This window comes from Amaricoccus sp. (genome assembly GCF_036846665.1).
Classification (GTDB): Bacteria; Pseudomonadota; Alphaproteobacteria; order Rhodobacterales; family Rhodobacteraceae; genus Amaricoccus.
Window position 1 is genome coordinate 1 of record NZ_DAIUBO010000121.1, and the last position, 11,398, is coordinate 11,398.

General features: G+C 72.6%; 12 protein-coding genes. 10 read left to right on the forward strand and 2 right to left on the reverse strand.

Translation table 11 applies throughout. The annotated features are described in order from the left end of the window. The first annotated feature begins 592 nt into the window (after positions 1-592). The 6 genes from V7050_RS12520 (at position 593) to V7050_RS12545 (ending at position 5,007) form a co-directional block, all read left to right on the forward strand. Positions 593-1,642, forward strand: coding sequence for an ABC transporter ATP-binding protein (locus tag V7050_RS12520; RefSeq protein WP_324369568.1), 1,050 nt, complete (start codon positions 593-595; stop codon positions 1,640-1,642). Positions 1,643-1,653: 11 nt separating this feature from the next. Continuing rightward, positions 1,654-2,292, forward strand: coding sequence for an SGNH/GDSL hydrolase family protein (locus V7050_RS12525; protein ID WP_324369566.1), 639 nt, complete (start codon positions 1,654-1,656; stop codon positions 2,290-2,292). A gap of 20 nt (positions 2,293-2,312) precedes the next feature. After that, positions 2,313-2,762, forward strand: coding sequence for an RbsD/FucU family protein (locus tag V7050_RS12530; RefSeq protein WP_324369564.1), 450 nt, complete (start codon positions 2,313-2,315; stop codon positions 2,760-2,762). Between the two features lie 2 nt (positions 2,763-2,764). Further along, complete coding sequence (rbsK, locus tag V7050_RS12535; protein WP_324410605.1) at positions 2,765-3,694, forward strand: ribokinase; 930 nt, start codon at positions 2,765-2,767, stop codon at positions 3,692-3,694. A 297-nt stretch (positions 3,695-3,991) separates the two neighbouring features. After that, the gene (gene thpR / locus V7050_RS12540) at positions 3,992-4,564 is read left to right on the forward strand and encodes an RNA 2',3'-cyclic phosphodiesterase (RefSeq protein WP_324369560.1); all 573 of its coding nucleotides are present in this window, start codon (positions 3,992-3,994) and stop codon (positions 4,562-4,564) included. Then, positions 4,561-5,007 carry a DMT family transporter gene (locus tag V7050_RS12545; RefSeq protein WP_324369558.1) on the forward strand — a complete coding sequence of 149 codons (447 nt, stop codon included), beginning with the start codon at positions 4,561-4,563 and terminating at the stop codon, positions 5,005-5,007. The genes thpR and V7050_RS12545 overlap by 4 nt, the downstream gene beginning before the upstream one ends. 123 nt (positions 5,008-5,130) lie before the next feature. Here V7050_RS12545 and efp read toward each other — a convergent pair whose 3' ends face one another. Continuing rightward, positions 5,131-5,694: an elongation factor P gene (gene efp, locus V7050_RS12550; RefSeq protein WP_324369555.1), complete on the reverse strand. Its 564-nt coding sequence runs from the start codon at positions 5,692-5,694 to the stop codon at positions 5,131-5,133. Positions 5,695-5,873: 179 nt separating this feature from the next. Between efp and V7050_RS12555 the strand changes: the two genes are divergently transcribed. Both V7050_RS12555 and V7050_RS12560 read left to right on the forward strand, forming a co-directional pair. Further along, positions 5,874-7,178 carry a DEAD/DEAH box helicase gene (locus V7050_RS12555; RefSeq protein WP_324369554.1) on the forward strand — a complete coding sequence of 435 codons (1,305 nt, stop codon included), beginning with the start codon at positions 5,874-5,876 and terminating at the stop codon, positions 7,176-7,178. 74 nt (positions 7,179-7,252) lie between these two features. Continuing rightward, on the forward strand, positions 7,253-8,503 hold the full coding sequence (locus V7050_RS12560; RefSeq protein ID WP_324375446.1) for a sarcosine oxidase subunit beta family protein: 1,251 nt from the start codon (positions 7,253-7,255) through the stop codon (positions 8,501-8,503). Here V7050_RS12560 and V7050_RS12565 read toward each other — a convergent pair whose 3' ends face one another. Continuing rightward, positions 8,504-8,683, reverse strand: coding sequence for a hypothetical protein (locus tag V7050_RS12565; protein WP_324410607.1), 180 nt, complete (start codon positions 8,681-8,683; stop codon positions 8,504-8,506). 96 nt (positions 8,684-8,779) lie between these two features. Between V7050_RS12565 and V7050_RS12570 the strand changes: the two genes are divergently transcribed. Further along, positions 8,780-9,043, forward strand: coding sequence for a sarcosine oxidase subunit delta (locus V7050_RS12570; RefSeq protein ID WP_324375450.1), 264 nt, complete (start codon positions 8,780-8,782; stop codon positions 9,041-9,043). After that, positions 9,040-11,398: 2Fe-2S iron-sulfur cluster-binding protein (locus tag V7050_RS12575; RefSeq protein WP_324410609.1), on the forward strand; the 2,359-nt coding region annotated here is incomplete at its 3' end. The genes V7050_RS12570 and V7050_RS12575, both read left to right, overlap by 4 nt.

Genomic DNA, 11,398 nt, shown 5'->3' on the forward strand with positions numbered 1-11,398 from the left:
CGGGCACCGCCGGGCAGCGCCCGCCCCGCCCCCAGGCGGGCGCTTCGCACCCGCCCGGGTCGGGCGCTGCCCTCGTCTTGCTGCGGGACGGTCGTGACGGGAACAATGGGCTCCAAATGTGATGACCCGATCCCCGCGCCGGGGCTGTCGCCTCTGGGGCTCATTCTTTTCCTCTTCGACTGTCTCCCGCTGCCCGGCGGTGGCCGCCGGGCGGGATGGCGGTGCCAGGCGCGCCCGGAGCTCGGCCTGACGAGGCCCGCGTCGCCAGATGCAATTCTCCTGACCCGGGCGCAGACCGATGGCGGGACGCACGGCGGCGGCGCGAGGAAGCGGCCGCCGTTGGCTCACGAAGCGGGTGCCCCCGAATCCGCGGCGGGGTGGACGGAAGCGCCGGGACAAGGGTTGCGATTTCCCTAACGGAATCAGATATGCAACTGATTTCACATGGAAAACCCGCCAGTTTCAGCGTGAAACGCCGGCCGGGAACGACGGCATTGTCGGGGGCCGCCGCGTCAACCAAGATGGACCGGGCCCCGTGCGCCGCCGTCGATTCGGGCAGCAAGGGTCGCCGGCCGGCCGCATGGGGAGGGGAATGGCGAGGGTCACGGTCAGCGGGCTCCGGAAATCCTACGGCGCGACCGAGGTGATCCATGGGGTCGACGTGGCGATCGCGGACGGCGAATTCGCGGTGCTGGTCGGGCCCTCGGGCTGCGGCAAGTCGACGCTCCTGCGCATGGTCGCGGGGCTCGAGGGGGTGACCGCCGGCACGATCCGGATCGGCGAGCGGGTGGTCAACGGGCTCGCGCCGGGCGAGCGCGACATCGCCATGGTCTTCCAGTCCTATGCGCTCTATCCGCACAAGACCGTGCGCGCCAACATGGGCTTCGCGCTCAAGCTGCGCGGCACCGATCGCGCCGAGATCGCGGACCGGGTCGGCCGGGCGGCGGAGATCCTCGGGCTCACGCCCTATCTCGACCGCTATCCGCGCCAGCTCTCCGGCGGGCAGCGGCAGCGCGTCGCCATGGGGCGGGCGATCGTGCGCGACCCGCAGGTCTTTCTCTTCGACGAGCCGCTCAGCAATCTCGACGCCAAGCTGCGCGTCGCCATGCGCGCCGAGATCAAGGAACTGCACCAGCGGCTGCGCACCACCACGATCTTCGTCACCCACGACCAGATCGAGGCGATGACCATGGCCGATACCATCGTGGTCATGCAGGCGGGCCGGATCGAGCAGATCGGCGCGCCGCTCGAACTCTACGAGCGGCCGCGCAACCGCTTCGTCGCCGAATTCATCGGCTCGCCGGCGATGAACCTGCTGCCGGGGGTGCTCGGGCCCGGAGGCGTCGCGGTCGAGGGCGAGACGCTGCCGCTCGCCGCCGCCGGCGGGGCGGCGCCGGGGGCCGAGGTCGTCTACGGCATCCGGCCGGAGCATCTGGAACTGGCGGAGACAGGCTTTCCCGCGACGGTGCGGGTGGTGGAGCCGACCGGCGCGGAGACGCTCAGCTATCTGCGCTTCGGCGCGCAGGAGATCGTCGCGGTCTTCCGCGACCACCATGCCCTGCGTCCGGGCGATCGGGTGCATCTGCGGCCGCGGCCGGAACGGGTGCATCTCTTCGATCCCGGCTCCGGGCTCAGGCTTTGACGGGGAGGGCGATGCGCGAACGGACGATTCTCTGCTACGGCGACAGCAACACCCATGGCACCATGCCGATGGCGACACGCGACGTGATGGGGCGGTTCGGGCGGGCGGAGCGCTGGCCGGGCGTGCTTGCCGCCGAGCTCGGCGCCGGATTCCACGTGATCGAGGAGGGGCTGCCGGGCCGCACCACCGTGCATCCCGATCCGGTGTCGGGGGTGCACAAGAACGGGCTCGCGGTGCTGCCGGCGGTGCTGGAGAGCCACGCGCCCGTCGATCTCGTGGTGCTGATGCTGGGCACCAACGACCTCAAGCACCGCTTCCAGGCGTCGCCGGTGGAGATCGCGGAATCGGCGGGGCAGCTGGTGCTGGCGATCCGCCACAGCGAGGCCGGGCCCGAGGAGCGCGCACCGGAGGTGCTGCTGGTCTGCCCGCCGCCGGTGCTGGAGGCCGGCTGCCTCGAGGAGATCTTCGAGGGCGGCGCGGCGAAGTCGCATCGGCTCGCGGGCCATTACGCCGCGATGGCGGAACGGCTCGGGGTGCGGTTCCTCGACGCCGGCAGGGTCATCGTCTCGAGCCCGCTCGACGGGGTGCATTTCGACGCGGCCCAGCACGCGCGGCTCGGATCGGCCGTCGCGCGGGCGATCCGCGACTGAAGCGGCAAGGGAGGAACGCCATGCTCAAGGGAATTGACCCGCTCCTGAACGCCGAGGTGCTGCAGGCGCTGCGCGCCATGGGCCACGGCGACGATCTGGTGATCGCGGACACCAATTTCCCCTCCCAGTCGGTGGCCGACCACACGGGCCTCGGCATGCTGCTGCGCATCGACGCGCCGGCGCCGCGGGTGGTCCGGGCGGTGCTCTCGCTCTATCCGCTCGACGGCTTCGTCGAGGATGCCGCCGCGCGCATGGAGGTCGTCGGCCAGCCCGAGGAGATCCCGGCGGTGCAGCGCGAGGTCCAGGCCGAGATCGATGCCGCCGAGGGCAGGCCCTGGCCCATGGTCCCGATCGAGCGCTATGCCTTCTACGAGCGGGCGAAGGCGGCCTATGCCGTGATCCAGACCGGCGAGCGGCGCTTCTACGGCTGCTTCGCCTTCCGCAAGGGCGTGATTCCACCGGAGGCCTAGAGATGGACCGAGCCAACCGCATCATCATCCTCGGGGTCTTCGTGGCCGATACCGCCTATCGCGCCGACCGCGCGCCGCGCATGGGCGAGACGATCCTGGGGCGTTCCTTCGCGCTCGGACCGGGCGGCAAGGGCTCGAACCAGGCGGTGGCGGCGGCGCGCCTTGGCGCGGAGGTGGGCTTCATCACCCGGCTCGGAGACGATGCCTTCGCGGAGATCGCCGAGCGGACCTGGACCGCGGCGGGCGTGCGGCCGCTGGTGACCCGGGATGCCGACAGCTACACCGGGGCGGCCTATATCTTCATCGATGAGGGGAGCGGGGACAACGCGATCATCATCTGCCCCGGCGCCGCGGCGCGGATCGTCCCGGCCGACATCGACGCGCGGCGCGCGGAGATCGAGGCCGCCGCGGTCTTCGTCACCCAGCTCGAACAGCCCCTGGCCGCGGCGGCGCGCGGCCTCTTGGTGGCGCGCGGCGCGGGGGTGACGACGATCCTCAACCCGGCGCCGGGCCAGCCGCTCGCCGACGAGATCCTCGCGCTCTGCGACTATGTCACGCCGAACGAGACCGAGGCCGAGACGCTGACCGGGGTGCCCGTGGGCGACATCGGGGGCGCCCGCGCCGCGGCGGCGGCGCTGGTCGCGCGCGGTGCCGGGGCCGCAGTGATCACCCTCGGGGCGAAGGGCGCGCTCTATCACGGGCGGGACCGGACGGAGCTGGTGCCCGCGATCTCCGCCGGGCCGGTGGTGGAGACGACCGGGGCGGGGGATGCCTTCAACGGCGGGTTCGCCACCGGCCTCGCGCGGGGCATGGATCCGGTGGAGGCGATGCGCTTCGGCTGCGCCGTGGCGGCGATCTCGGTGACGCGACCGGGCACGGCCCCCTCCATGCCGGATCTGCCCGAGGTCGAGACGCTGCTGGCGCGGGGCTAGCGGGCCCTTCGCTTTCCGGCCCGCGTCGGGGCGATGCCGGTCCATGCACCGGCGGCGGTCGCCGTCCGGAATTCCGCCGCAGCGCTTGTCACCGGCGGCACCGCCCTCCATTACGGTGTCGAAGACGCGGGACAGCGCTGCGGGCGCGCCGGAATCTGGGGGAAGAATGCAGCCTGCCGCCGAGGCCGTCGCGCTACCTCGTCACCGGGGCGAGATCCGCCGCGCCGCGGGGAGCGCCGGGCCGTTCGGCGGCTGCGGCCGGACGTCCTTCGCGCGGGCAGGGCAGGGGGCGACGCGATGATCCGGGCCTTCGTGGCCTTGCGGCCCCCTGAAGCGGTGGTCGGGGCGCTGGTGGCGGCGCAGGCCGGGCTGCCGGAGGGGCGGCCGGTGGCGCGGGAGAACCTGCATCTGACGGTGGCCTTTCTCGGCGAGCATCCGGGGCCGGTGATCGAGGACGTCCATTACGCGCTGGCCGCGATCCGGCTGCCGCGATTCGAGCTGTCCCTGCGCGGGCTCGACCTGCCGGGCGGCGACCGGGCGAAGGTGCTGGCCGCCGGGGCCGATCCGGAGCCGAAGCTGCGGCTCCTGCGCGACAAGGTGCTGCAGGCGGCCCGCGGCGCCGGGATCGACTTCCCGCGCGAGCGATACCTGCCGCATGTGACGCTTGCGCGCTTCAACGCCGGGTTGCGCGGCGAGGCGGCGGGGCGGATGCGCGCCTTCGTCCTCGACGGCGCGGGCTTCCGGGCCGGGCCCTTCGAGGTGGAGGGCTTCGCGCTCTGGCGCTCGCATCTGGGACGGTCCGGGCCGATCTACGAGGCGCTGGCCGAATATCCGCTCGCGGGCGGGAGAGCCGAGGGAGATGGCCAATGAACTGGAACGTGCTGGCGGCGCTCGCGGTCGTGAGCGTCGGCGGGGTGGCGGTGGCGGTGCAGGCGCCGGTCAATTCGGCGCTGAGCCGGGCGATCGGGAACAATCTCTTCGCCGCGACGATCTCCTTCGGCGTGGGCTTCGTGCTGCTGCTGGCGCTCTCGACGGTGCGCGGGGCGGTGCCCACGCTCGGCGATCTGCGCGTCGCCCCCTGGTGGGGCTGGCTCGGCGGTGTTCTCGGCGCCCTCTACGTCTGGTCGGCGATCTACAGCGTGCCGAAGCTCGGGGTGGTGACGATGATCGCGACCCTGATCCTCGGCCAGCTGGTGGGGGCCATCGTGCTCGACGCCGTCGGCGCCTTCGGCCTGCCGGTCAAGGAGATCGGCTGGCAGCGCATCCTGGCGATCGTGATGGTTGCGGGCGGGGTGATCCTGTCGCGGCTGTGACGCGCACCGCGCAGTGCCAGCGGCCTTCGCCGCCGACTCCCATCCCGCCCGTGCCCGGGTGTCCCCAGCCCGATCGACCCGCGGCGATCGGGCCGCGCCGGCCCTGCCGGCAGGCGCCGCGGCTCAGGCGCGTTCCACGTATTCCATGGTCTCGGTCGAGACGATCACCGCCTCGCCTTCGCCGACGAAGGGCGGCACCATGATGCGCAGGCCGTTGTCGAGGATCGCCGGCTTGAAGCTGTTGGCGGCGGTCTGGCCCTTCACCGCGGGCTCGGTCTCGACGATGGTGCAGGTGACCTTGTCGGGCAGCATCGCGTTGAGCGCCTCGTCCTCGTAATATTCGACCTGGATCGTCATGCCGTCCTGCAGGAAGGGGCGGCGGTCGCCGAAGATGTCGGCGGGGATCGTCATCTGGTCGAAGGTGTCGGCATCCATGAAATGCAGCAGACCTTCGGATTCGTAGAGGAACTGCTGGTCCTTCTGGTCCAGCCGCACCCGCTCGACCTTGTCGGCGGATCGGAAGCGCTCGTTGAGCTTGCGGCCGTCGCGGAGGTTCTTCATCTCCACCTGGGCGAAGGCGCCGCCCTTGCCGGGCTTGACGTGGCCGACCTTCACCGCGACCCAGAGCCCGCCGTCGTGGTCGAGGATATAGCCGGGGCGGATCTCGTTGCCATTGATCTTCGGCATGGGATTTGTCCAATCCATTCATCTGTTTGAAAGTCACGCGTGCTATAGAACCATGATCGAGCGCTGGCAACTGCCGGCGTCGGCGCCGGTTCCTCCGCGGATCGCGCCTCGTGCAGACGATCCGGTCCGCCGGAAGGCCCGGCGGCGGGCCCCGCGGCCCGGCATCCGGGAAGTGTATCATGTCATCGAGTTCCGGGCTTCCGCCCGTCCCGCTCGCGCGCAATCTCGCCGCGCGCGGCTTTTCCAGTCTCACATCCGTGCAACGCGCCGTGCTGGCGGCGATGCCGCAGCCGGGCGACCTGCTTGTCTCCGCGCCGACCGGCACGGGCAAGACCCTGGCCTTCGGCATCGCCATCGCCGCGTGCCTGCTCGGTCCCGCGGGCGCGGTCGTTCCGGGCGAGGCCCCGCGCGCGCTCGTTGTGGTGCCGACGCGCGACATCGCCGCGCAGGTCCGCCGCGAGTTCCTCTGGCTCTTCGCCGGCACCGGGGCGCGGATCGCCTGCTGCACCGGCGGCACCGAGCTTCAGGCCGAGCGGGCGCTGCTGGCGGCGGGGGTGGATCTGGTGGTGGGGACGCCGGGGCGGCTGCGCGATCATGTGGAGGCCGGCAAGCTGCGGCTGGGAGAGGTGGGCCTTCTGGTGCTCGACGAGGCCGACGACCTGCTGACGAAGGGATTTCGCCCCGACCTCGACCGCATCCTGGCCGCGCTGCCGCAGGAGCGGCGGCTGCTGCTCTTCTCCGCGACGATCCCGCCGCGGGCGGAGGAGCTGGCGCGGCGCCTCTGCGCGGGTGCGCGCATGGTGGCGGTGCGCGACGCGGCCGGGGCCCCGGGCGGAGTGGCGCTCCAGGGCGTGGCGGTGCCGCCCGGGGCGGAGCGGGCGGTGATCGCGCGCCTCCTGCGCTATCACGCGGCGCGGGCGGCGCTGGTCTTCTGCCCGCGCCGCACGGCGGTGACCGAGCTCGCCGACTGGCTCGCGGGCTGCGGGCTCCGGATTGTCAGCCTTTCGGGCGCGCTGTCGCGTGTCGAGCGCGAGGCGGCCCTCGCCGGGCTGCGCGCGGGCAGCGTGTCCATCTGCGTCGCGACCGATCTCGCCGCCCGCGGCCTCGACCTGCCGAATGTCGATCTGGTGATCCATGCCGGCATGCCGCAATCCCCCGAGGCGCTGCTGCACCGCTGCGGCCGGACCGGCCGCGCCGGGCGCAGCGGGCTCGCGATCCTCGTGGTCGGCGCGGCGGAGCGCGCGAAGGCGGAGCGCTTCGCGCGCCGCGCGGGGCTCGCCCTGGTGTGGAGCGAGGCGCCCGACGAGGCCGCGCTGCTCGCGCGCGACCACGAACGCATGCTCAAGGATCCGGCGCTCGGCCCGGCGGAGCCCGCCGATCACGCGGGCATCATCGCCCGGCTGATCGCGGTGCATTCGCCCGAGGCGCTGGCCCGGGCCTATGCCAGGCTCTGGCGCGCGCTGCGCCCCGTCCTGCCGATCTGAGGTTTCGTCCTCCGCGCCCCTTGCGCCGCTGCCCGCGACGGGCTTTGCTCGGGCGAACGAGCAACGGGCGGCGCATGGGGTATTCGGCCTGGCAGATCCTTCGCAACGCGCTGGCGGGTGACCGGCACTGGCGCCCGGTCTGGCGCGACCCGACGCCGAAGCCCGCCTATGAAGTGATCGTCATCGGCGGCGGCGGGCACGGGCTCGCCACTGCCTATTACCTCGCGAAGAACCACGGGATCCGCGATGTCGCCGTGTTGGAACGCGGCTGGCTCGGCGGCGGCAATATCGGCCGCAACACCACGATCGTGCGCGCGAACTACCTGCTCCCGGGCAATTCGGAATTCTACTCGCATTCGCTGAAGCTCTGGGAGGGGCTGGAGCGCGAGCTGAACTACAACGTGATGATGTCGCAGCGCGGCATCCTGAACCTCTGCCATTCCGATCCGCAGTTCGACGCCTTCGCCCGGCGCGGCAATGCCATGCGCTTCCAGGGCGACGATGCGGAGCTGCTGAGCCGCGACGAGGTCCGGGCCCATGCGCCGTTCCTGAATTTCGACGACGCGCGGTTTCCGATCCGGGGCGGGCTGCTGCACCGGCGCGGCGGCACCGCGCGCCACGATGCCGTCGCCTGGGGCTTCGCGCGGGGCGCGGATGCGCGCGGGGTGGATCTGATCCAGAACTGCGCGGTGACGGGCTTCCGCATCGAGGGCGGCCGGGTCCGCGGGGTCGAGACCTCGCGCGGCTACATCGCCGCGAGGAAGGTCGGGATGGCGGTGGCCGGCCGGTCGAGCCAGGTCGGCGCCATGGCCGGGCTGCGGCTGCCGATCGAGAGCCATGTGCTGCAGGCCTTCGTGACCGAGGGGCTGAAGCCGGTGCTCCCGGGTGTCATCTCCTTCGGCATGGGCCATTTCTACATCAGCCAGTCGGACAAGGGCGGGCTGGTCTTCGGCGGCGACCTCGACTTCTACAATTCCTATGCCGCGCGGGGAAACCTGCCCATGGTCGAGCATGTGATGGAGGCCGGCATGGCGCTGATGCCGATGATCGGCCGGGCGCGAATCCTGCGCAACTGGGGCGGGATCATGGACATGACCTCGGACGGCTCGCCGATCATCGACCGCACGCCGGTCGACGGGCTCTTCTTCAACGGCGGCTGGTGCTACGGCGGCTTCAAGGCGACGCCAGCCTCGGGCTGGTGCTTCGCGCATCTGATCGCGACGGGCCAATCACACCCGGCGGCGGCGCGGCTGCGCATGGACCGCTTCGCTACCGGACGGGTGCTGGACGAGGAGGGGACCGGTGCCCAGCACAACCTGCACTGATCATTCCGTCGCTACCCAGACCGCCGCGCCCGCGCCGGCGCGGAGCAGGGGCGCGCCCGCGACGAGGCCGGCCCCGCCGCCGATCAGCGCGCCGGTGGCGGCGCGTTTCTCCGTGGTTTTGCCGCAGGCCGCGCCGAAAAGAAGGATTGCCGCGAGCGCGGCGAAGGCGAGCTTGCTCATGATGGCGCTCCCTTGCTTTTCGAACTGCCCCGGGACAACGCGCGAGAAGGGCGTTTGGCTCCCGCGCGCGGCCGGATGCGCGGAAAGGCTCCCCCCATGCGCCTGATCTGCCCCCTCTGCGGCGAGCGCGACCTGCGCGAATTCGTCTATCGCGGCGCGGCGGTGCTGCTCCGGCGCCCCGCGCCGGAGGCGGGCGCGGCGGCCTTCCTCGACTATCTCGTGACGCGCGACAATCCGGCGGGGCCGAATGCGGAGCTCTGGCAGCACGAGGGCGGCTGCCGCGCCTGGCTGCGAGTGGTGCGCGACACCCGCGACCATGCGGTGCTCGAGGTCGCGCTCGCGCGCGAGCTCGCGCGATGAGCCGGCTGGCAAGCGGCGGGCAGATCGACCGCAGCCGCGACCTCGACGTGCTCTTCGACGGGCGGCAGCTGGTGGCGCATCCCGGCGACACCCTCGCCTCGGCGCTCCTGGCCAACGGCATCCGGCTGGTCGGCCGCAGCTTCAAATACCACCGGCCGCGCGGCATCCTCGCCGCCGGCTCCGAGGAGCCGAACGCGCTGGTGACGATCGGCCATCACGCGGCGCGGATCCCGAACGTGCGCGCGACCATGCAGGAGGCGCATGACGGGCTGGTGGCCTTCAGCCAGAACCGCTGGCCCAGGCTCGGCCTCGACCTGATGGCGGTGAACGATCTCGCTTCGCCCCTTCTGGGCGCGGGCTTCTACTACAAGACCTTCATGTGGCCCGCGGCCTTCTGGGAGCGGCTCTACGAGCCGCTGATCCGGCGCGCGGCGGGTCTCGGGCGGCTCGACACGGCGCCGGACCGCGACCCGCACGAGAAGGCCTTCGCCTTCTGCGACCTTCTGGTGATCGGCGCCGGGCCGGCCGGTCTGATGGCGGCGCTGACCGCCGGGCGGGCGGGGGCGCGGGTGATCCTCGCCGACGAGGATTTCCGCCTGGGCGGGCGGCTCAACGCCGAGCGGCTGGAGGTCGGCGGCATGCCCGGCGCGGCCTGGGCGGCGGCGGCGGTGGCGGAGCTGGCGGCGATGCCGAACCTGCGCCTGATGCCGCGCACCACCGTGACCGGCGCCTATGACGGCGGCACCTATGGCGCGCTCGAGCGCGTGTCCGAGCACGTCGGCCTGCCGCCCGCGCATGCGCCGCGCAACGCCTTCTGGCGGATCGTCGCGCGAAGGGCCGTGCTCGCCTCCGGCGCCATCGAGCGGCCCCTGGCCTTTCCCGACAACGACCGGCCCGGCATCATGCTGGCCGGCGCGATGCGCGGCTATCTCCACCGCTGGTCGGTGGCGCCGGGCCGCCGGGCCGTGGTCTTCACCGACAACGACGACGGCTGGCGCACCGCGCGCGACCTGGCCGAGGCCGGGGTGGAGGTCGCGGCGCTGGTCGACAGCCGCGAGGACGTGGCGCTGCCCGAGGGCCCGTGGCGCGGCCATGCCGGGGCGGCGATCACCGGCACCCGCGGAAGGCGCGGGCTGAAGGCCGTGCGGCTGCGCGACCGGGGGGGGGAAAGCTGGATCGAGGCGGATTGCCTCGCGGTCTCGGGCGGCTGGAACCCCGCGCTCCACCTGAGCTGCCACATGAACGGTCGGCCCGAATGGGACGCGGCGATCGCCGCCTTCGTGCCGGCGGCGGGCGCGGTGCCGGGGCTGGCCGCGGCCGGTGCGGCGGCGGGCGCCTTCTCCACCCGTGCGGCCCTCTCCGGCGGCGCGGCGGCGGCTGCGGCGGCGCTCGCCGATCTCGGCATGGCGGCGCCGCCGGTGGAGGTCCCGGAGGCCGAGGATGCCGCGACCCGGATCGCGCCGCTCTGGCGGGTGCGGGGGGCGAAGGGCCGCGCCTGGCTCGATTTCCAGAACGACGTCACCGTGAAGGACGTGGCGCTGGCGGCGCGGGAGAATTTCGCCTCCGTCGAGCACATGAAGCGCTACACCACGCTCGGCATGGCGACCGATCAGGGCAAGACCTCCGGCGTGGCCGGGCTCGCGGTGCTGGCCGAGCTGACCGGGCGCGGCATCGCCGCAACCGGGACCACGACCTTCCGCCCGCCCTATACGCCGGTGCCGATCGCCGCCCTCGGCGCCGGGGGCGCGGGGCAGGGGCTGGCGCCGCGGCGCTTCCTGCCCGCGCATGACGCCATCGCCGAGGCCGGCGCCGCCTTCGTCGAGGCCGGGCTCTGGTATCGCCCGAGCCATTATCCCGCCCCGGGCGAGACCGGCTGGCGCCCGGCCTGCGACCGCGAGGTGGGCTTCGTGCGGAACGCGGTCGGGGTCTGCGACGTGACCACGCTCGGCAAGATCGACGTCCAGGGCCCGGATGCCGCAGATTTTCTCGACCGGGTCTATGCCAATACCGTCTCGACCCTTGCCACCGGTCGGGTCCGCTACGGGCTGATGCTGCGCGAGGACGGCTTCGTCATGGACGATGGCACCGTCGCGCGGCTCGGGGAGACGCATTTCCTGCTCACCACCACCACGGCCGCCGCGGCGCAGGTCATGGCGCATCTGGAATTCTGCGCGCAATGCCTCTGGCCGGAGCTCGATGTCGCGATCCTCTCCGTCACCGAGCATTGGGCGCAGATCGCGGTCGCCGGGCCGCGGTCGCGGGAGCTCGTCAATGAAGTCCTTGTGCGTCCCGTCTCGGACTCGGACTTCCCCTTCATGGCCTGCGGCGAGGCGGCGGTGGCGGGCGTGGCGGGGC